This window comes from Pantoea sp. GW821-FHT03E06, from assembly GCF_059420725.1.
On record NZ_JBWKUG010000002.1, the window covers coordinates 435356 to 454934 of the forward strand.

Annotated in this window: 19 protein-coding genes; 8 read left to right on the forward strand and 11 right to left on the reverse strand. The window is 51.5% G+C overall.

Annotation, left to right across the window (positions count from 1 at the left end; all coding sequences use genetic code 11):
- Nucleotides 1-40: 40 nt before the first annotated feature.
- On the forward strand, nt 41-928 hold the full coding sequence (gene yddG / locus AC07WB_RS21525) for an aromatic amino acid DMT transporter YddG (protein WP_494941293.1): 888 nt from the start codon (nt 41-43) through the stop codon (nt 926-928).
- Nucleotides 929-1242: 314 nt separating this feature from the next.
- Here yddG and AC07WB_RS21530 read toward each other — a convergent pair whose 3' ends face one another.
- Both AC07WB_RS21530 and AC07WB_RS21535 read right to left on the reverse strand, forming a co-directional pair.
- Nucleotides 1243-2376, reverse strand: a complete 1134-nt coding sequence (locus AC07WB_RS21530; protein WP_494941294.1) for an FAD-dependent oxidoreductase — start codon at nt 2374-2376, stop codon at nt 1243-1245.
- A gap of 120 nt (nt 2377-2496) precedes the next feature.
- On the reverse strand, nt 2497-3432 hold the full coding sequence (locus AC07WB_RS21535; protein WP_494941450.1) for an AraC family transcriptional regulator: 936 nt from the start codon (nt 3430-3432) through the stop codon (nt 2497-2499).
- A gap of 111 nt (nt 3433-3543) precedes the next feature.
- On the opposite strand from AC07WB_RS21535, the gene AC07WB_RS21540 reads away from it, so the two are divergent.
- From AC07WB_RS21540 to AC07WB_RS21550, 3 genes are all read left to right on the forward strand, one after another.
- The gene (locus AC07WB_RS21540; protein ID WP_494941295.1) at nt 3544-4377 is read left to right on the forward strand and encodes an oxidoreductase; all 834 of its coding nucleotides are present in this window, start codon (nt 3544-3546) and stop codon (nt 4375-4377) included.
- 190 nt (nt 4378-4567) lie between these two features.
- A complete protein-coding gene (gene ycgZ / locus AC07WB_RS21545) occupies nt 4568-4819 on the forward strand; it encodes a regulatory protein YcgZ (RefSeq protein ID WP_494941296.1) in 252 nt (83 codons plus the stop codon).
- Nucleotides 4820-4923: 104 nt separating this feature from the next.
- Nucleotides 4924-5211 carry a hypothetical protein gene (locus tag AC07WB_RS21550; protein WP_345830634.1) on the forward strand — a complete coding sequence of 96 codons (288 nt, stop codon included), beginning with the start codon at nt 4924-4926 and terminating at the stop codon, nt 5209-5211.
- A 29-nt stretch (nt 5212-5240) separates the two neighbouring features.
- Here AC07WB_RS21550 and AC07WB_RS21555 read toward each other — a convergent pair whose 3' ends face one another.
- The 3 genes from AC07WB_RS21555 to AC07WB_RS21565 form a co-directional block, all read right to left on the reverse strand.
- Entirely contained in the window at nt 5241-5591 is a 351-nt protein-coding gene (locus AC07WB_RS21555; RefSeq protein WP_097097964.1) for a DUF3147 family protein, read from the reverse strand.
- Between the two features lie 33 nt (nt 5592-5624).
- Nucleotides 5625-6488, reverse strand: a complete 864-nt coding sequence (locus tag AC07WB_RS21560) for a substrate-binding domain-containing protein (protein ID WP_494941297.1) — start codon at nt 6486-6488, stop codon at nt 5625-5627.
- 252 nt (nt 6489-6740) lie between these two features.
- A complete protein-coding gene (locus tag AC07WB_RS21565; protein ID WP_097097966.1) occupies nt 6741-7094 on the reverse strand; it encodes a DUF1428 domain-containing protein in 354 nt (117 codons plus the stop codon).
- Nucleotides 7095-7272: 178 nt separating this feature from the next.
- Here AC07WB_RS21565 and AC07WB_RS21570 point away from each other — a divergent pair, with 178 nt between their 5' ends.
- Nucleotides 7273-7959, forward strand: a complete 687-nt coding sequence (locus AC07WB_RS21570; protein ID WP_494941298.1) for a RipA family octameric membrane protein — start codon at nt 7273-7275, stop codon at nt 7957-7959.
- A gap of 128 nt (nt 7960-8087) precedes the next feature.
- On the opposite strand, the gene AC07WB_RS21575 is transcribed toward AC07WB_RS21570, so the two are convergent.
- The 3 genes from AC07WB_RS21575 to AC07WB_RS21585 form a co-directional block, all read right to left on the reverse strand.
- Nucleotides 8088-9524 (reverse strand): 6-phospho-beta-glucosidase, encoded by a 1437-nt coding sequence (locus AC07WB_RS21575; protein WP_494941299.1) that lies wholly within the window; start codon nt 9522-9524, stop codon nt 8088-8090.
- A gap of 18 nt (nt 9525-9542) precedes the next feature.
- On the reverse strand, nt 9543-11051 hold the full coding sequence (locus AC07WB_RS21580) for a PTS transporter subunit EIIC (RefSeq protein ID WP_097097968.1): 1509 nt from the start codon (nt 11049-11051) through the stop codon (nt 9543-9545).
- 117 nt (nt 11052-11168) lie between these two features.
- On the reverse strand, nt 11169-11927 hold the full coding sequence (locus AC07WB_RS21585) for a MurR/RpiR family transcriptional regulator (RefSeq protein WP_494941300.1): 759 nt from the start codon (nt 11925-11927) through the stop codon (nt 11169-11171).
- A 465-nt stretch (nt 11928-12392) separates the two neighbouring features.
- On the opposite strand from AC07WB_RS21585, the gene AC07WB_RS21590 reads away from it, so the two are divergent.
- Nucleotides 12393-14093, forward strand: a complete 1701-nt coding sequence (locus AC07WB_RS21590) for an ABC-F family ATP-binding cassette domain-containing protein (RefSeq protein ID WP_494941301.1) — start codon at nt 12393-12395, stop codon at nt 14091-14093.
- Between the two features lie 155 nt (nt 14094-14248).
- On the opposite strand, the gene AC07WB_RS21595 is transcribed toward AC07WB_RS21590, so the two are convergent.
- The 3 genes from AC07WB_RS21595 to AC07WB_RS21605 are packed head-to-tail and all read right to left on the reverse strand — an operon-like array spanning nt 14249 to nt 16131.
- Nucleotides 14249-15055, reverse strand: a complete 807-nt coding sequence (locus AC07WB_RS21595) for an anti-sigma factor family protein (protein ID WP_494941302.1) — start codon at nt 15053-15055, stop codon at nt 14249-14251.
- Complete coding sequence (locus tag AC07WB_RS21600; protein WP_494941303.1) at nt 15052-15582, reverse strand: sigma-70 family RNA polymerase sigma factor; 531 nt, start codon at nt 15580-15582, stop codon at nt 15052-15054. The genes AC07WB_RS21595 and AC07WB_RS21600 overlap by 4 nt, the downstream gene beginning before the upstream one ends.
- Before the next feature lie 12 nt (nt 15583-15594).
- Nucleotides 15595-16131 carry a tetratricopeptide repeat protein gene (locus tag AC07WB_RS21605; RefSeq protein ID WP_097097973.1) on the reverse strand — a complete coding sequence of 179 codons (537 nt, stop codon included), beginning with the start codon at nt 16129-16131 and terminating at the stop codon, nt 15595-15597.
- A 207-nt stretch (nt 16132-16338) separates the two neighbouring features.
- Here AC07WB_RS21605 and AC07WB_RS21610 point away from each other — a divergent pair, with 207 nt between their 5' ends.
- Nucleotides 16339-17514, forward strand: coding sequence for an efflux RND transporter periplasmic adaptor subunit (locus AC07WB_RS21610; protein ID WP_494941304.1), 1176 nt, complete (start codon nt 16339-16341; stop codon nt 17512-17514).
- Complete coding sequence (locus AC07WB_RS21615; protein WP_494941305.1) at nt 17511-19448, forward strand: MacB family efflux pump subunit; 1938 nt, start codon at nt 17511-17513, stop codon at nt 19446-19448. Before AC07WB_RS21610 ends, AC07WB_RS21615 begins: the two co-directional genes overlap by 4 nt.
- The last annotated feature ends 131 nt before the right edge of the window (nt 19449-19579 follow it).

Below are 19579 nucleotides of genomic sequence, written 5' to 3' on the forward strand. Positions count from 1 at the left end.
TAGGATTTTGGCCCGATATAGCTCATTAAGGTAGCGGGCCATGCCGCAAAAAAGAGCCACACTAATTGGTTTGATTGCCATTTTACTCTGGAGCACCATCGTAGGACTGATTAAAACCGTCAGTGAAGGTTTTGGACCGGTTGGCGGTGCCGCGCTCATCTACAGCGCGAGCGCAGTTGTGCTGCTGTTTAGCGTCGGATTGCCTTCCTTACGCCGCTTTCCACGCCGTTATTTACTCTTCGGCAGCGTGCTCTTTGTTTGTTATGAACTCTGCTTGTCACTCTCGTTAGGCTTTACTCACAGCGGTCGGCAGGCGATTGAGGTCGGCATGGTCAATTATTTATGGCCGAGTATGACAATCGTATTAGCGGTCATCGTCAATCGCCAAAAAACCAGCCCGCTGATTATTCCCGGTGTGTTGCTGGCCGTGGCGGGGATTTGCCGCGTGCTCGGCGGTGACCAGGGTTTTTCATTCAGCGAAATAACCCGCAACGTAATGGATAATCCTTTGAGCTACGGCCTTGCCTTTAGCGGCGCGGTTATTTGGGCAGTTTATTGTGTTGTAACCAGGAAAATTGCTGATGGCAGCAATGGCATAACGCTGTTTTTTATTTTAACCGCATTGACGCTTTGGCTGAAATTCCTGCTTTCCCCCCAACCTCCGTTTCACTTATCCGTTGCGGCATGGAGCAGTTTGGCTTTGGCCGCTGTTGCGATGGGCTTTGGCTACGCCGCGTGGAACGTGGGGATTTTGCACGGTAACGTCACCGTGCTGGCTGCCGCATCCTATTTCATCCCAATAATCTCTTCGCTCCTTGCCGCCTTTATTCTTCGCTCACATTTGACGACTTCCTTTTGGCAAGGCACAGCCATGGTGAGCTTCGGTTCTCTACTGTGTTGGTGGTCAACACGTGCAGTGAAACCATAATGCTTATCCATTCAACAAAATTAACTCGTTGATCATTTCCTGTACTAGAAGCGACACGTTGCTAATATAGTGACGCAGCACACAGCAATGCGTTGCAACGAGAATTTCCAAATTGGTAACGTTTACCCGGCCCGCTTAGCGGGCTTTTTTTTTGGCTTAAACCGAGTCAGAGATGCTGGAATGCCGATCGGTTAAGAAAATAAATGCCTGTTTATGCAGGTGCGCATGAATGCGCATCCTACGTAAACCCGGCTATACCTACGTTGGGTCACCATTCATGGTGACCGATTCACGCTTAACTAACGAACCTAAAGTCAGAGGTGCTGCGGTTTTTCTGTGCGGAATCCTAATCCAATCAGTCGCCCAAAAAGATGGCGCAGGAAGGGGAAGCGGCTGATAAGTTGCGGCACTTTACTCGGCGTAGTGCGTTTACGCTTGCCGCCGCTCATCTTAATTTGTAGAAACTGAGTGGCGACGGTGGGAAATTGACGACGCTGCTGCACTTTCTGCAGATCGCGCAACGTGACATTGCCCTTTAGCAAGGGGCTGGTCAGCATGTTGGCGGTCGCGACAGCATCCTGAATCGCCAGATTCACCCCAACACCGCCAATCGGTGACATCGCATGCGCGGCATCGCCGATGCACAACACGCCCGGTTTCATCCAGCGATCGAGACGGTCAATACGAATAGATAATAGCTTGAGCTTTTCCCACTCATCTACTTCTGCCATGCGTGCAGCGCTGAAAGGGGCAACCTGCGCAATAGCGTTGATCAACACCTCTAATCCTGCCGCTTTCAGCGCTTCAAATTGCCCCTTTTGAATAGTGTAACCGCACTGCCAATAATCCCCCCGATCGATGACGATGAAGTTTTGCTTCGGCCCTTTGTGCCCCATACCCCACTCAGGATCATCAGGCTGTTTATCCAGGCGGAACCACAACACATCACGCGGCGCACCGAAGCTTTTGCCGGTTAACCCCGCTTGCGCTTTTACTTGTGAATTGCGGCCGTCTGCACCGATCACCAGAGAAGTCCGAACGATCCACTTTTCGTTACCCTGTAACGCCTGCACGCCACTTATTTCCCCTTTCTCATACAGAAAGTCATCAAAAGCGGTGGATTGCAGTAGCGTAAAGCCGGGGAACTGAGCGGCTTTATCCGCAAGGAAATTAAGGAAGTCCCATTGTGGCATGAAGGCGATAAAGCGGCACTGGACCGGTAAACGAGAGAAATCAGCCATCGTGACCTCTTGTCCCGCCACTTCCGCCTGGAGTTTCTCGGCGCGTTGATGCGGCAATGCCAACAGCTCATCCAACAGCCCAAGCTGGTGCATAATTTCTAACGTGGAAGGGTGAATCGTATCACCACGAAAATCGCGCAGGAAATCAGGATGTTTCTCAATAACAACCACCTTTAATCCCGCACGCGCCAGCAAATAGCTAAGCATTAGACCCGCTGGCCCTCCGCCGACGATGCAACAATCAGCGGTTAATTCCTTTCCCAATGGTGTTTGCACATTTGCCTCACGTAAAAATGATAATGGTTATCATTTATAGCATACGCGGCTTTAATGCGATGATACAAACACCGATGCCTGATGCGCAGGCGGCACTGCAAAGTTACGCTGCATGCGTTTAATCTCTTCTGCAGGGGGTAAACCAAACAAACGTTTAAACTCGCGATTAAACTGTGAAGCGCTTTCATAACCGACAGCATGACTCGCTGCCGCTGCGGTCATCTCTCTGCGAACCATCAGCATGCGAGCCTGATGCAGACGGACAGATTTAACATATTGCATAGGTGGCTGATTGGTAATGTTTTTAAAATGCGTGTGAAAGGTGGGCACGCTCATTCCCGCTACCGCCGCCAGCTGACCCAGCGTTAACGGCTGCGCATAGTAGGCATGAATGTGGCTTAGCGCTTTCCCCACCTTGCCAAATCGCCCCTGCAATGTCAGAGCCGATCGCAGCGCACTGCCCTGAGCGCCGGTCAGTACGCGATAATAGAGTTCGCGCACCAGCGAGGGGCCGAGTATCTTTGCATCCAGCGGGTGGTTTAGCGCAGTAAGAAAACGTAGCAACGTTTCCCGCAGCGTTTCATCCATTGGACTCGACATCATGCCCTGCGCCGCTTTAACCTCAAACCCCACCTCCTGCTGCTCCAGCTGCAACATCAGTTCGGTCACGACGTTGAAGTCCAGATGCATATAAATGGCCAGCAGCGGATGTTCTGCCGACGCGGCGGTTTCCATTGTAAAAGGCACGGGAACCGAGACCGCCAAATAGTGCTGCTCGTCGTACAAATAGACGCGATCGCCAAAGAAGCCACGTTTCGAACCCTGACAAACAATCACGATACCCGGATCGTAGAGAACAGGCGTGCGTGCTAGCGGGCGATCGGAACGCAGGATGCGCACATCGGCCAGTGCGGTGAGGTTATAGCCCTCCTGTGGCGCTAAAGCTTTCAGCAATTCCACCGTCTGATTTTGTAACGTTTCATTCATCATCGAAAAATTGAACTCATAACTTTAGGCAATATAACAACAATATCCGGCCTTAAACTTAGCATGCAATGAGAATAATATGCACCTTCCATTCATTCAGGAAGTCAACAAATGTCCAACGTAAAAACGTTATTAATTACCGGCGTGAGCAGCGGATTTGGTCGCGCACTGGCTCAGGTCGCGTTAGAAAGGGGCTATCGCGTGGTTGGTACGGTTCGCAATGCCACGGCGAAAGCGGCATTTGAAGCATCAGAGAGCAAAAATGCTTTCGCCTATCTGCTGGATGTTACCCATTTCGCGGCGATAGATGACGTGATTGCAGATATTGAGGCGCAAATTGGTCCGATAGACGTGCTAGTGAATAATGCGGGATACGGCCATGAGGGCGTTATGGAAGAGTCATCGCTGGATGAGATGCGCCAACAATTTGACGTTAACGTATTTGGTGCAGTGGCGATGATAAAAGCGGTACTGCCTTTTATGCGTCAGCGTCGCCGTGGTCATATCATTAATATCACCTCGATGGGCGGCTTTATCACTATGCCGGGCATCAGCTATTACTGCGGTAGTAAATTCGCGCTGGAAGGAATATCGGAAACCTTGAGTAAAGAACTGGCAACGTTCAATATCCATGTCACCGCCGTGGCGCCCGGTTCATTCCGTACCGATTGGGCCGGTCGTTCTATGGTACGTAGCGCGCGCAGCATTCCGGATTATGATGCGCTGTTTGATCCTATTCGCCAGGCGCGTGAAGAGAAAAGCGGCAAGCAGTTGGGCGATCCTATTAAAGCCGCACGCGCCATGCTGGACGTGATTGAAAGCCGCGACCCGCCAGCGCATTTGCTGCTAGGCAGTGACGCACTCAGATTGGTGCGGGAAAAGCTGCACTCATATAGCGAGGAGATCGATCGCTGGGAAGCGATCACGCGTTCGACAGACGGTTGAGGAGCTTAAGGCCGCATGATTTGAGACAGGGCAACGCTCAAATCATGTTTTCTCTTAAGTTATTGTTAACAATAAATTAGCACTTTTGGCTAAAATGGCGCCTCGGGGATTCGTCATATTCCTGTACAGATTAATTTTATTTGTATAAGTTTAATGGGCTTTTAGCTACGTTAACCTCGAGGGATGAACCATGCGCCAGGATCGTAATTACTCAGCGGCTTCAGACGCCATCACACGTTACTTTAATGAAGCGTCTTTACCTTCACAGCAGGAAACGCTCGGCCAACTCGTGGTTGAAATTTTGCGTTCCGGACGTACGCTCAGTCGCAAATCGCTTTGCACCAAATTGCTCTGCCGCATGGAGCAGGCGCGCGGAACGGAAGAGGAAATTCACTATCAGCAATTGATTGGACTGATGTTCTCAGTAGAACGCGAAGCGTGAAAATCTCCTTTATCGGCTTGAAAATTATCCACGTGGTTTTATGTCTTTCGCGTTTGCATAACCCTGAATCCACGATGCTTTACGGCAGTAATTAGAGAGTATTTATGTACAGAAGTGATGAAGAACGACTCACTGATATCATCATGGGCGATGCAATTTTACAGCTGCTGAAAAAATCTGGGCCGATTTCATCACGCGCCCTGCTTGATAAATTGCGTAAAATGGCTGCGCTCGAATATGATTCAGCGCGCCAACAAGCGTTTAGCCGAGCAATGACTGAAGTCATGAACCATATCGAAACACCTCAAGCCGCTGGCGTGGCCCTTAAAAGCACGGATAATGTTACGCATATTTTTCGTAACCGTGACGCCAGTGACGATACCAAGCATTAGTCGGCGCGTTCACGCGCACTTAACCGCATTCACATTAGCGCAATACCAAAGCGTTTTAGTAGCGTTGCCCAGAGCAGAAATAACAGAATGGTGAGTGCGCAGCTCGCCAGTAATGTCGGCCAAAATCCCCAGCGTTGATAGAGAAAGGGAAAGGCCACAAACATTGGCAATGTAGGTACCACATACCAAAAGGTATACCACGCGTGACTGGCTATTTTGGCCTGGCTCTGCCCTTCCAGCTTCATCCAAATCAGCACCAATACCGTCACCAACGGCAGCGCGGCAATTAATCCGCCGAGGCGATCGCTACGTTTTGCCACTTCAGATATCAGCACCACCATGCCCGCCGTGATGGCATATTTGGCGATAAGCCACAGCATCAAATCTTACCTCCAGCACTCAAATCTTAATGATCAGTGGCGAATCGCACACCCACACTGCGACATCTCGCCCGGCACAGGTTTGCCCTGATGCGAGTGACGTACCTGAAGTTCGCCTTGCTGCCACGAGCCACTGGTATCAACGCGGTTTTCAAGTAAGCGATTGAGCGCTTCGGCCACCAGCAAATCACGCCGTTGCGCCCAGCTGGTGAGATGCCAGGTGGAGGCCCGCGCTTCATCAACATCATCAAAACCAACCACTGCGACATGTGCCCCCTGGCCAAAATCGCGCACTGCCTGTAAGGCACCAAAGGCCAGCACATCGCTCTCACAAAAGAGGGCGTTAATGCGCTCGGCGGCGCGCGTTTTCTTTAGATATGCCATCATAGCCTCATAAGCCCGTTCGCGCGCATTACCGCCTGCGTAAAGCTGAAGGTTCAGCGCTTTCTGCTCGAGCTGCAAACTCGCGACGAATCCCGCCATCTGGCGAACGGGCGCCGTGTTTTGCTGGCTATGCATAAAACCAAACCGTTGATGACCTTGCGCTAGCAGCAGTAATCCCATCTCTGCGCCTGCGTTATAACCATCGGCAACCACCACATTGGCATTTGCACTGACGCTTGGGCTGAGGTGCACCGTCGCGACCTGCGGCAGAATATCCGTCGCCACGCTGAGTTCATCGTCAAACAGCGATGTCAGAAATACCAATCCGCTAATGTTGAGCTGCACCAGATTACGCAAGGTTGTTTGATAGGTTTCGCGTGAAGTCACATTCAGCAGGAGAGTGATGAAGCCGCGCTCATTGAGCTGACGCGTCACCTCATTCAGTAGTTTTATACTATTCGGATTGATGAGTTCATCGCTAATAATACCGACGAGGTTGGAATTAATGGTCATGGCCTGACTCTCCTGCAGCTTAACGCGCGGTAATTTATTATAGGTACGTAGATAAGCATTCCACGTTACCCGAATAATCCGCTATCGCCAATCAACGCAACAGGTTGCGCACGCATTGCACGATAAATCGCGCCGCTACAAGGTGCGGTGATTTGATGCGGCACTTCACCGATCGGCATTATGTTATTAATGGCGCTCCTGCGTTGATTAAGCTGGGTTTTCGTAGGGTGCGCATTCATGCGCACCTGACAGCTACTCCTCCAACAATATCGCGAATCCGCCGTAAATCATGCGTTTGCCATCGAAAGGCATATTATCACCCAGCTCTTTCATGCGCGGATCGGACATCATTTTGGCATTCGCTGCGTCGCGAACCTCTTTCGACGTATACTCAATCCAGCTAAATACCACCGTTTCTCCCTCTTCGGCTTTTACCGCGCGATAAAAATCCGTCTGCGTACCCACGGGAACATCATCAGCCCAGCACTCAACGATACGCGTGGCGCCAAACTCTTTAAACAGCGGCGCGGCCTTGGCCGCCATGGCTCGATAATCTTCCTTATTCGCCTCCTGTACCGCTACAACAAAACCATCAACGTACGACATAGCGATTTACTCCGTCGTCATTTGCACGGTCAATAATAACCGCACAGTAATTGTATGAATGATGTGCAATACAAGCCGGAATACAGATGAAAATTTGCGCGCTTACTCGCAGATTCTGCGCGTCACGGGGGAATTACGTTACACTGACGCCTTTGATCGTTACGACACCGAGAAATTTATGCGTATTACTATTGAACCGGCCGATCAGCCATTTATTCACCGCTTGCTAGGCGACGTTGTTGAGAGTATTGAGACCGCATCGCCACAGGCCGCGCAAATGCAGCAGGCACTGAACAGTGCGCACCAGCAAAAAAACCACGAAGCCAACCTCGACTGGAAGCGCAATGCGCTGTTTCTGCTGTTATTCGTCTTTCTCTATACCGCATTGGGCGCATCGTTAACGCTGGACCTTACCCCGCAGGTATCCAGCCATAAAAGCCTCGCCTATGCGCTCGAGGCGGTGCCAGTGCTGATCGCGTTTTCCGGCTTATTTGTATCGCTGCTGTATCTTTTTCTTACCCGTAGCGGTGCGCGGCGACTGAGTAATTGGGAACAGGGTATTGAAGTATTAGAAAAATACAGCGGTGCGAATCTCACGCGGCAAATTAATGAAATGGGCGCGCGAACCACTAACTATTCTCAGTCGGCGATTAATGTAGCGCTAGCGCTGTTTATCTGCGTGACATGGGTGGTGATGTATAACTATTTCACCTTCACCACCAGCGGCGTAATCGGCAGCGTGATTTCACTGTTTATCACCACCATGGTTTACGTGATTCTGGATATTCAGCTGCTGAAATCAAATTCGTCCATCGCGATTGATGAGCCGCTAATTCCAGAGGAAAACGAACAAGAAAGACCATAATGCTCTGCAGGTAGCCGAAAAAGAAGACACGGTGACTCAATTTTTGCACATGTCGTAACGGCGCGATTTATCGCGTTATAAATTGCACCGCTACGATACGTGCATTAAGGGATATCGCTATTCAAACGCTAACTGAGATCGCTGCCGTTGCTGGCAATAACCCGACGATACCACTCAAAGCTTTTCTTCTTCGAACGGGAAAAATCACCGCTGCCATCGTCATTTTTATTCACGTAAATAAAACCATAGCGTTTGCTGTATTGCCCGGTGGTGAAAGAGACGCAGTCAATACATCCCCAAGGGGTATATCCCATTAGGTCGACGCCGTCTTCCGTTACGGCTTTCTTCATTTGTTCAATATGAGCGCGCAAATAGTCAATCCGGTAGTCGTCATTGACTTCACCCTTTTCATTCAATTTATCAATGGCACCAAAGCCGTTCTCAACAATGAAAAGTGGTTTTTCGTAACGTTCATAAAGAATATTCAGGACATAGCGCAGGCCAACCGGATCTATCTGCCAGCCCCAGTCAGAGGCTTTAACGTGAGGGTTTGGCACGCTGCCCTCAAACCCAGAAAGTGCCGTGCCGCTGCCAGCATTTTCTTTGCTGACGGCATTACTCATGTAATAGCTTAACCCGATATAATCGGCACATCCTTCACGCAGCACCTGCTCATCGCCAGGCTCCATTGCAATATGGTATCCCTTACGTTGCCACTCCTTGAGAATATAAGCCGGATAATGGCCGCGCATATGCACGTCACTGAAGAGAAATCGCTCCCGCATAGCTTCCTGGGCATACATCACGTCATCAGGATGACAGGAAAACGGGTATAACGGCACCATCGCGATCATGCAGCCAATTTTCAGTTGAGGATTAATGTCGTGCCCCAGCTTCACGACCTGCGCACTGGCAACAAACTGATGATGCAGGACCTGATACATGCACTCTTCGGGATTAGGCTCATCGGTGAAAATAACCCCGGAGCAACAGTAACCGAAAAGAGGGGTTTTCCAGTTGCGCTGATTGTTAATTTCGTTAAACGTCATCCAGTATTTAACTTTGTGCTGGAAGCGTTGAATAACCACCGTGCTGAAGCGGACAAAAAACGCCATTACCTTTCTATTTTTCCAGCCGCCATATTCGGTTGCCAGCAAATTTGGCATTTCAAAATGGGACAGCGTGATAACCGGTTCGATGCCGTATTTCAACAGCTCATCGAATAGCGCATCGTAAAAACGTAGTCCCTCTTCGTTCGGCTCGGCTTCATCGCCGCGAGGAAAGATACGTGACCACGCAATCGAGGTGCGAAAGCAGCGAAAGCCCATTTCAGCCAGCAGCGCTACGTCCTCACGGTAACGATGATAAAAGTCCGCCGCCTCATGGTTCGCATACAGGTAGCCTTCCTGAACCCCATCAGTGATGACTCGGTCAATGCCGTGCGCCCCACTCGTCAGTACATCGACAATGCTGGGCCCTTTACCACCTTTATCCCAACCACCTTCCACCTGATGTGCGGCAACAGCGCCACCCCACATAAAATTTTTCGGAAATTCGTTATTCATTTCATTCTCTCAATATATTCAAAGGGTGCCAGGTTGAGGCATTGCGGTCACTTCGGGCTGGCTCTGTTCTTTGAAACCCGCTACCCAGGCGAAAATAATCCCCAGCACGAATGCAACGATGATGGACAGCAGGAATCCGAGGAACTGCGTCATGTGCCCTTCTTTGAAGAACACCGGCAGAACGGCGATGCCGGGAATGCAGTAGCTCCAGGAAACCGCATTGAAAGCGCCAGCGATCACACCCCCCGCCGCTCCGGCCAGGCAGCCACAAATCATCGGGCGCTTAAGGCGCAGTGCCACACCGTAAATGGCGGGTTCGGTAATGCCGAACAGCGCGGTAACACCCGCCGACAATGCCATACGCTTAAGCTCAGCATCTTTGGCCTTCAGGTAAACTCCCAGCACAGCGCCTGCCATACCAAATACCGCCGAGGCCTGCAGCCCGGTAAAGGTGTCGTAGCCCAATGTCGCATAGTTTCCGACGGTAACTGGCGTGATCCCCCAGTGCACACCCAGGGTAACAAGCGGCATCCACAGGGCACCTACCACAAACCCGGCGATCGCGGGACTCAGATGATAAAGGGTGTTATAGACCCCACCGATGGCGCCACCGATCATGTTGCCGACAGGTCCGAATGCCAGAAGCGTGAGTGGCACCATGATGGCGATGCAGAACATCGGGGTGAAAAGATTTCTTATCACCATCGGAAGCAGGCGTTCGAAGAAGCGCTGAACATAAGACATGCCCCACACCATCAAAATAATGGGAATAACGGATGAGGTGTAACTCAAATACTGCACCGGTAGCCCCATGAACGTCAGCGGAGCGGCATCAAGCGGAATACCGGCAATCTCAACCAGCACTTTTGAGATTGCGGGATTTTCAACCGCGCTTTTCATTAAGGCATGCACAGCCGGATCGGCTGAGTTGGCGGTGAGGATTTTATTGGCCGTCAACATATTCAGGTAGTCCGGCGACACCAGAGCACAAGCCGAGATAACCGCTGTGAACGGATTTACATTGAATTTTTTTGCGGCGGTAAAAGCCACCATGACGGGAAGGAAAGTAAAGCCCGTCCAGGATACATAGTTAAGTATGCGATAGGTTCCTCCTGCTGGGTCCATCACACCTAATGCGGTCAGCAGAGAAATGATGCCCTGCAGAACACCGCAGGCTGCCAGCGGATAAAGGAAAGGCGCAAATATGCTGGAGATGATATCCATAATGCGGCTGACAATGCCGACGTTAGGTGCCGTTACTGCTGCGCTTTCGTCAATGTTCAGCAGATTCTGAACTTCACGATAAGCGTCACCCACGTGGTTTCCGATTATCACCTGCATCTGGCCGCTCGCCTTAACGGCGGTAATTACACCTTTTACACGTTTCAGCGATTCAACATCGACCTCAGAATGATCCTTAAGCACAAACCGCAGTCGTGTGGCACAATGCGTGACGCTTATCACATTATTGTCGCCACCAATCAGTCTTACGATCTCTTTCGCAGAATCTGCATAATTTATTGCCATCTTGTTTTTCCATTACCAGAGGGAATTCAGCCCATCAGGAGCGAACTTACTCTGGCGATGTTAGAAAATACGCCTGGCAATGTCACGTGGTCACAATATGACAAACCGGGTCGATAATTACAAAAATGTCACACCACGTGACAACTCACTGACATTATTCACCACCAGTTTTCTACCGATAGATTCAAGAATAAAAATAACCGGAACCTGCGTTGTAATATCATATTCATTGTCGATCAAAATGCGCGAAACATAATAAGGAATAATAAAATCAGAAAGCTTCGCCAGGGTTGAATTCGGGTTACTGGTAATGGAAACAACTTTGCATTTATGGATAACAAACTGTCTGGCGAGTTTCAAAATTTCAGGCGTCTCGCCAGAAACAGAGAGTATGACGGCAACTGAACTCTGGACCATGTCGGTACTGACCGGATAATAGGGATCGTCAATGTGATTACTGAACTTACCAATATTAGAGAAAAAGCGCGCACCATACCTTCCGAGCGTGCCAGAGCTGCCTGCCCCAACAAAGAAAACCCGCTCTGCATTGCGAATGTATTCTGCAGCATGCTCAATAAGCGCATCGAACTCATCATTCCTGATGCTTTTAAAGAAAGTCAGTATCTCCTCTGCGCCATGGGGTATGAGTAAGGTACTGTTTCTATGCAGGTGCAATTTCATACTGGCTTTAAGTTCAGAGTAACCTTTGAAATCCATTTTTTTACAGAATCGAAGAACCGTCGCCGTAGAGACACCAGAATTATCGGCCAGCTCCCTTATTGTCATATAAATAACCGCGTTAATATTCTTTATAATATAGTTATGCACGCTGCTTTCAAGTGCGTTAAGTTTAGATAACCTTCTGGCGTCGAACATATATTTAAACATCCTGATGCGACAATTTTTCCACCTATCTTGTCACAAAGCGTGACATCTATGCGGACTTTAACGCTAAAAGCGTCATGCGGAACAAAAAGAAATTTCATTAAATGTGATAGCTAGCACATTTTAATGATGAAGCCTCCTGACTCTATCCAGCTTGATTATCATCAGGAAACTCATGTGGGAGTCATTTGGCGCTGGAAAAGCGGTTATAGTCCCGTTATCATCGATTCAACTTTTCACTTATTGATAACTAAGGAGGATTACTATGCCCGCGTGTGAATTGTTTATTTACTCACACTTCTATAGTAATTGGCCGCGTTCAGGCATTTCCGCACTCGTGCTGCGATAATCCGTCCTGAGCGAAGTTTTCTCAATCTAATTCCTCCGGCTTGCTGGGTTGTCGTCAGCTTTTTATGACGTCAGGCTTTTTTACGCCTGCAACTTATGAGTAAGCACATGAGCACTTTACTATCTGCACAGGCTATCGGCTTCGATAACGCCTTCGGCACCCTGTTCCACGATATTCATTTCAGCCTGAAAAAAGGCGATCGCATTGGTTTGCTGGGCGATAACGGCACTGGCAAAAGTACCCTGTTGAAGATCCTCAGTGGTGAGCTGGAAGCCAGCCACGGCTGCATAACACAGGCCAATCACTGTTTACTGGCGCGCATTGAACAACATCTGCCAGATGCGCTGCACTCTTCTACGCTACTTGAGGCCGTAATGGCGCGATTAGCGCACCAGAGCGATCGCTGGCGTGCGGAAGCACTCCTTGGCAGTTTGGGTTTTACCGCGCAACAACAAACACAAAGTATCGAAACCTTGAGTGGCGGTCAGCATATGCGCTTACTCCTGGCGCGCGCATTGATTCTGCAGCCGGATGTGCTGCTGCTGGATGAGCCCAGTAACCATCTTGATCTTCCCACTTTGCTGTGGCTGGAAAATTTCCTGCATAGCTGGAGCGGCAGCTTTGTGCTGGTCTCTCACGACAGCACCTTGCTTGATCGGGTGACCAATTGCAGCTGGATTCTGCGCGATCGCGGCCTGCAATTCTTCCGTCTGCCCTGCAGCGCGGCTCGACAGGCGCTGCTTGAGCAAGACGCAGCCGATGCGCAACGCTTTCAGGCTGAGCAAAAGGAGATTGAACGCGTAGAGAAAAGCGCTAAACGCCTGGCGATGTGGGGGCGCACCTATGATAACGAAGGCTTGGCGCGCAAGGCACAGCAAATGGAGAAACGTGCCGGCTGGTTAAAAGAGGCGCAAACCACGCTGAGTGAAGGTTCGCTGTGGCGTCTTCAGCTGCACGGCGAGGCGCTGGACGCAAATCGCGTGCTGGCGCTGCCAGAGATGATGATTCATCCTGCTGAAGGAGCGTCCGCGCTCTTCTCTCTATCAGAAATGCAGGTAAAAAGTGGCGATCGCGTGGCGATTGTTGGCCGCAATGGTTCGGGAAAGTCGTCACTGCTGCGGCAGCTGTGGCGTGAATATCAGCACACCGACAGCGCGCTGTTTCATCCGCGTGTGCGCCTTGGCTATTACGATCAGAGCCTGCATCAGCTGCAAGATAATGCGACCCTTTCCGACGCGCTTTGCCAGTTTGCGCCACTCAACGATGAGCAGCGTAAAATGGCGCTGATCGCTGCCGGTTTCCCCTATTTACGCCATCAGCAGTTAATTGCTTCACTGAGCGGCGGAGAGCGTTCGCGCTTACTGTTTGTGGGATTAACGCTGGCACGCTATTCGCTGCTTCTGCTCGACGAACCAACCAACCACCTGGATATGGTAGGAAAAGAGGAGCTGGCGGAGGCGCTAAATCATTTCGAAGGCGCGGTGCTGCTGGTATCACACGATCGTCAGTTAATCGCCAACAGCTGTAATCGCTTCTGGCTGATTGAGGATCGGCGGCTGAGTGAATGGCATGATTTTGATGTAGTCACCGAGCGCATGCGTACTGAGCAATCAGTAGCGAAATCTGACGCGATTGCCCGTCCCGCGACGGCTCAAGCGCTGGATGAAGATGCCCTGCTGTTGGCACTTTTGCACGTCGAAAGCAAACTGGATGAGGATCTGGCGCGCAAGCCTAAACATCAAAAGCCGGCGTTGCAGGCGCAGTGGCGCGAGGAGATTGCGTTGCTGAAAACCCAGCTCGATCTATAAGGTAGGCACGCGTGAACCGGGTGGCCATGAGGAGCCTAATGCTGGTTAGTTAAGACATGAAAACCCTCATTACCGAGCGCACACCTTTAGCGGCGCAATTCATTGCGCCGCTACGAAAGGTGCGGTGATTTGATACGGTGCTTAACTGATCGGCATTACGCCATTAACATTCGGCTTAACGCCTGCGCCGTCTTTCTTAACTGCTCCGCCGGATTGCGTCCAATCAATACATACTGATAACCCGCACGATGCCACCACACGACATTCATGCCCTGCCTTTTTTCCAGCACCAGCTCGGTGGACTGCTGATGATCTTCGCGGGAAATGCACAGCGCCATCGGACCGTAATTGCTGTGATTCCAGGCGATCTGCGTGATTAACACATCGTCATAACGCAGCATGCGCACGCTTTTCAGATTCGCTTCCGGCAGAGTTAACTGCGCGGGAGTGAGGTGCAGATCAAGATCGCGCGCGGTTCGCGCCAGCGAACGTTGTAAAATCTGCGGTGAACTGTCGACGTCTGCCAGCGTTTCGGTGCTGTAAAGCGACATATACTGCGCTTCCAGCTCACGAATGTTGGCGCTTTCCCCCTTTTCTGCCTGCGCTGTGGGACGCGTCAGAAATCCCAGACCTCCACCAATCAGCAAAAAGCTGACGGAAGCGGCAATCATCGCGCGACGGCTCACCTGGGCGGGCATTTTCTGCGGCGTGGCTGGCGTATGAGCCAGCAGATATTCTAACCGTTGCGCCATGCGCGCCTGCGGTGCAGCTTCCAGCAAAGAGGCAAACGCCTCGGCAAAAGGTTGATTGCTTTGCATCAACTCCGCCGTGCGCGCCGAGAGCGTCTCGCTGCGCTTAAGTTCGGTTTCAAACGCCTGCGCGTCTTCCACATGCATCTCACCATCCAGCCAGGCAACGATGGCCTCATCCGCGTAGGGCGAATTAAAACGAGCTGCCTTCACAAACGTTTCTCCCTTATCTCTGGCCGCGCGGTGATGGCGCTGGCTAAGGTGCTACGCGCCGCTGCGAGGCGGCTCATGATGGTACCAATGGGCACCGCCAGCGTAGCGGCGGCCTCCTGGTAGGTGAAGCCTTCGACGTAAACCAGAAAGACCGCGTTACGCTGTGCTTCCGGCAGCTGACCAACGCGCTGCATCACTTTGGCGTACTGCAAGCGCTCATCGCTGAGCGTCTGCAGATCGGGTGCCACCAACTCATCGCTATCGACGAAACCTTGTCCCACGCGAACCCGTTGCGCCCGAAGTTCGTTAATCCACACTGAGTGCAGCACGGTAAATAACCAGCGGTCGATGCGCGTACCCGGCGTGTAGTGGTGAGCGCGCTCGAGCGCCCGCACGCAGGTAGACTGCACCAGTTCTTCGGCCACGTCGCGATTACGTGATAACACCATCGCGTAACGCCACATGCGTGCCAGATGCGCGGCTAAATGCTGACGAACTTCAGTGCTGGTGATTTTATTCTCCTCCAATAGCCGACATCGTCAGGCTTCAGGATGTCCCTGAATGGCCGCGTGTAAATCGCGGTACTCTTCGCAATCAACGCCACATAACGATTTAATAATGGTGAGCTGCTCCTGCGCCAGATCCGGACGACCTTTGATCATCCAGGCTTCCCCGAGGTATTCGCGCACTTTGGCATATTTGGGATCCAGCGCGATCGATTTCTGATAATAACGCATACCTTCATCGGTGCGTCCCAGCTTGCGCGTGGCATAACCACGATAATTCCACGCTTCTTTCGTGTTCTGATTATGTAACGTATCCAACAGAGTTAATGCAGCCTGGTATTCGCCTTTTTTCGCCAGATGATAGGCGTATTGGGTCTTATCACTGTCGCTCAGCATGCTGGTTTTTTCTGGCACGCAGGATTTGGATTTACTGTCATAAACCTGACCTTTCGGGCAATCCGGCGTTTTTTTGTCGCTATCATCGTCGCCCATCGCCAGTGCCGCCGGTACATGCAGCGCCAACAGCAAAGCCGGCATCGCTAACCAACGCAACTTCATTATCGTCTTCATCATTTTTCCTCACGGAGTGACATGTAACGCTAAGTTGTACTGAGTTAAAAAGTGACTCAGATAGGCTGTAAACAACTCAACTCACATTTCTATTCGGAAAAATTTACTTTTATTCCACTGCCACGTACTGCTGGTAAAAAACCGGCGAATTTTCTCCAGTTTGTCCCATTTAATGATTATGATTCTCACTTCATAAAAGGGACGCTTATGCTCAATATCTCAAAGAAGTGGTTGTCGATCGTGCTCGCGCTGCTCATTATCCTGCTGCTCATCTGGCACTACGCCGGTTCAGGCACTAAACCGAATACCGTTGTGACCGCCGTGGTGCGCCAGGGCGACATCGAAAATGTGATTGCCGCAACCGGCAAAATGGATGCGGTGGAACGCGTCAATGTGGGGGCTCAGGTCTCAGGTCAGGTAAAAAAACTCTATATCAAAACCGGCGACAACGTGCGTAAAGGACAGCTGATTGCCGAGATTGACGATCAGCCCCAGCGTAGCGATTTGCGCAATGCGCAGGCAGCGCTTAGCGTAGCGCAGGCCGATTTAGCAACGCGTGAAGCCACGCTGGTGCGACAGTCGGCGCAGTTCAAACGTTTGCAGCAGATGATTAAAACCAATGCGGTATCGCGCCAGGATTTTGACGAAGCCGCAGAAGCGTGGAGCATTGCGCAGGCGGAGCTGACGGCACAGAAAGCGCGCGTGATTCAGGCACAAATTGAGGTAGATAAGAAACAGCTCGATCTCGGTTACACCCGCATCATGGCGCCGATGGACGGCACCGTGGTCGCCATTGTCACCAAACAAGGCCAGACGGTGAATGCCGTGCAAACCGCGCCGACTATCGCCAAGCTGGCGCAGCTGGGCACCATGACCATTAAAGTGCAGATTTCTGAAGCAGACATCAATAACGTTCAGCCAGGCCAAAAGGCGTGGTTCACAACTTTCTCCAACCCGGATAAGCGCTATAACGCCACTTTGCGCAGCCTCGAACTGGCCCCCGAATCGGTGATGAAAGATGATGCGCTGATGGGCAACAGTGAAAGCACGCCGAGCAGCACGACGAACGCCGCAGTCTATTACAACGCCCTGCTCGATGTGCCGAACCCGGACAATGCGCTACGCATCTCCATGACGGCGCAGGTCAATCTGATGCGCGATGCCGCTAAAAATACCCTGCTGGTGCCGGTGCAGGCGACAAAGAAAGATGCCGACGGTAAAACTTACGTCGAAATCCCTGATGCAGAAAATAAGCCGGTTAAACGTCTTATCACCACCGGCATTTCTGACAGCGTTGATATTCAGGTGCTGAGCGGATTAACAACCGGTGAAAAAGTGATTCTTGCTACCCAGACGGCGGGCGCTGACAAGGTGGTGATGTGAATATCATCGAACTGAAAAACATTCAGCGCAGCTATGTTAACGGTTCGCAATCTCTGCACGTGCTGAAAAACATTAACCTAAGCATCGCCAGCGGCGAGTTGGTAGCGATCATTGGACCTTCCGGCTCGGGAAAATCCACGCTGCTGAATATTCTTGGCTGTCTTGATGCGCCGGACAGCGGCGATTATTTGATTGGCGGCCAGCATACCGCCACGTTATCGCCGGACGCGCTGGCGAAAGTGCGGCGTGAGCATATTGGCTTTATCTTCCAGCGCTATCATTTAATGCCGGACCTTAGCGCTTTAAGCAACGTTGAAATTCCCTCCATTTACGCCAATCTGCAAGGCAAAGCGCGGCTGCAACGGGCGGCGGCGCTGCTGGCGCGTTTGGGTCTGGAAGGACGCGAACATCACAAACCGGGTGAACTTTCCGGCGGCCAGCAGCAGCGCGTGAGCATTGCGCGCGCGCTGATTAACGGTGCTGAAATCATTCTCGCCGATGAACCGACCGGCGCGCTGGACTCACATTCCGGTGAAGAGGTGCTGCGTATCCTGCACGATCTCAATCGTGAAGGTCACACCGTGATCATCGTGACGCATGATATGAAAGTGGCACAGCACGCCGATCGTATTATTGAGATCCAGGATGGTGAGATTTTTGCCGATAGCGGTCGCAAACAGGACACGACGCGCGTGCGTTATATCCCTGCGGCCCGTAAAAGTCAGAGCAAATTGCGCGGATGGGTTGATCGCTTGCGTGAATCGCTGCGCATGGCGTTGAATGCCATGAACGCACATCGGCTCCGTACCGCATTGACCATGACCGGCATTATTTTTGGCATCGCGGCGGTGGTTACGGTGGTAGCACTCGGCCAGGGCGCACGGCAAAAAACGCTGGAGAGTATCTCCGGTCTCGGCACCAACGTGGTGTCGGTGTACGCCGGTGGCGATTTTGTCGAAGATGAAGCGCACCCGGTTTTGACCCTGGTGATGGCAGATGCGGAAGTGATTGCGCGTCAACAGTTTGTCGCTGCTGTCAGTCCGGAGATGATCGCCAGCCAACCCATCCGCTATCTCTCTAACGCCTCGAAGACCTCGGTGTATGGCGTGGGTAAAGAATATTTCCAGATTCAGGGTATCAAACTGCTGGAGGGCAGCAACTTCAGTGATGAACGCCATGCACGCCAGGAGATCATCATTGATACCAACACGCGCAACAAGCTGTTTGGTGAGCACGGCGACAGCCCAATTGGCAAGATGATCGTATTGGGTTCAGTGCCGGTGCGCGTCATTGGCGTCGCGGATAATAATGATGGCATATCACCTAACCGGCTCAGCGTCTGGCTGCCGTGGAGCACGGTGATGTATCGCATCAGCGGGCAGACTGCGCTTACCAGCATCAGCATTAAGTTAAAAGATGACGTGGTCAGCGGCCCGGCGGTGGAGTCGTTGACGCAACTACTGACTACGCGACACGGCACCAAAGATTTCCTGATGTTTAACCGCGATAAATACCGTAAGGCCATTGAAGATGCGGCGGCAACGTTAACCTTGTTGATTCTGTTAGTGGCATCAATTGCGCTGATGATTGGCAGCATTGGCGTGATGAACATCATGCTGGTGTCGGTCACGGAACGTACCCACGAAATCGGCGTGCGCATGGCGGTTGGCGCGCGGCGTGGTGACATTATGCAGCAATTTATGATTGAAGCGGTGCTGGTATGCCTGGTCGGCGGATCGCTCGGCGTCGCCTTAGCGCTGGTGATTGGCCCCATTATTAGCCTGCTGGCGGGCGGCATGATCACCGCAATATTCTCGTGGCAATCGGCAGGCGCAGCCTTTGCCTGCTCCACCATTATCGGCATGATTTTTGGCTACTTGCCGGCCCGCAAAGCGGCGCGCATGGATCCGGTCGCGGCATTAGCCAGCGAGTGATTTGAAACGGTGCGCCTACAACTTCGTAGGGTCGCCATTTATGGCGTAATGCCGCTCACTTAAGCAAAAAAATGCCTGTTTATGCAGGTGCGCATGAATGCGCACCCTACGAAAACCCGGCGATATCCACG

Bases quoted from the DNA above. Each gene is read 5' to 3' on its own strand.
- AC07WB_RS21550 (WP_345830634.1), top strand. From the start codon at position 4,924: ATGTACAGAAGTGATGAAGAACGACTCACTGATATCATCATGGGCGAT.
- AC07WB_RS21540 (WP_494941295.1), top strand. From the start codon at position 3,544: ATGTCCAACGTAAAAACGTTATTAATTACCGGCGTGAGCAGCGGATTT.
- AC07WB_RS21580 (WP_097097968.1), bottom strand. From the start codon at position 11,051: ATGGCAATAAATTATGCAGATTCTGCGAAAGAGATCGTAAGACTGATT.
- AC07WB_RS21605 (WP_097097973.1), bottom strand. From the start codon at position 16,131: ATGAAGACGATAATGAAGTTGCGTTGGTTAGCGATGCCGGCTTTGCTG.
- yddG (WP_494941293.1), top strand. From the start codon at position 41: ATGCCGCAAAAAAGAGCCACACTAATTGGTTTGATTGCCATTTTACTC.
- AC07WB_RS21610 (WP_494941304.1), top strand. From the start codon at position 16,339: ATGCTCAATATCTCAAAGAAGTGGTTGTCGATCGTGCTCGCGCTGCTC.
- AC07WB_RS21560 (WP_494941297.1), bottom strand. From the start codon at position 6,488: ATGACCATTAATTCCAACCTCGTCGGTATTATTAGCGATGAACTCATC.
- AC07WB_RS21555 (WP_097097964.1), bottom strand. From the start codon at position 5,591: ATGCTGTGGCTTATCGCCAAATATGCCATCACGGCGGGCATGGTGGTG.
- AC07WB_RS21570 (WP_494941298.1), top strand. From the start codon at position 7,273: ATGCGTATTACTATTGAACCGGCCGATCAGCCATTTATTCACCGCTTG.
- AC07WB_RS21535 (WP_494941450.1), bottom strand. From the start codon at position 3,432: ATGAATGAAACGTTACAAAATCAGACGGTGGAATTGCTGAAAGCTTTA.
- AC07WB_RS21575 (WP_494941299.1), bottom strand. From the start codon at position 9,524: ATGAATAACGAATTTCCGAAAAATTTTATGTGGGGTGGCGCTGTTGCC.
- AC07WB_RS21585 (WP_494941300.1), bottom strand. From the start codon at position 11,927: ATGTTCGACGCCAGAAGGTTATCTAAACTTAACGCACTTGAAAGCAGC.
- ycgZ (WP_494941296.1), top strand. From the start codon at position 4,568: ATGCGCCAGGATCGTAATTACTCAGCGGCTTCAGACGCCATCACACGT.
- AC07WB_RS21565 (WP_097097966.1), bottom strand. From the start codon at position 7,094: ATGTCGTACGTTGATGGTTTTGTTGTAGCGGTACAGGAGGCGAATAAG.
- AC07WB_RS21590 (WP_494941301.1), top strand. From the start codon at position 12,393: ATGAGCACTTTACTATCTGCACAGGCTATCGGCTTCGATAACGCCTTC.
- AC07WB_RS21530 (WP_494941294.1), bottom strand. From the start codon at position 2,376: ATGCTTAGCTATTTGCTGGCGCGTGCGGGATTAAAGGTGGTTGTTATT.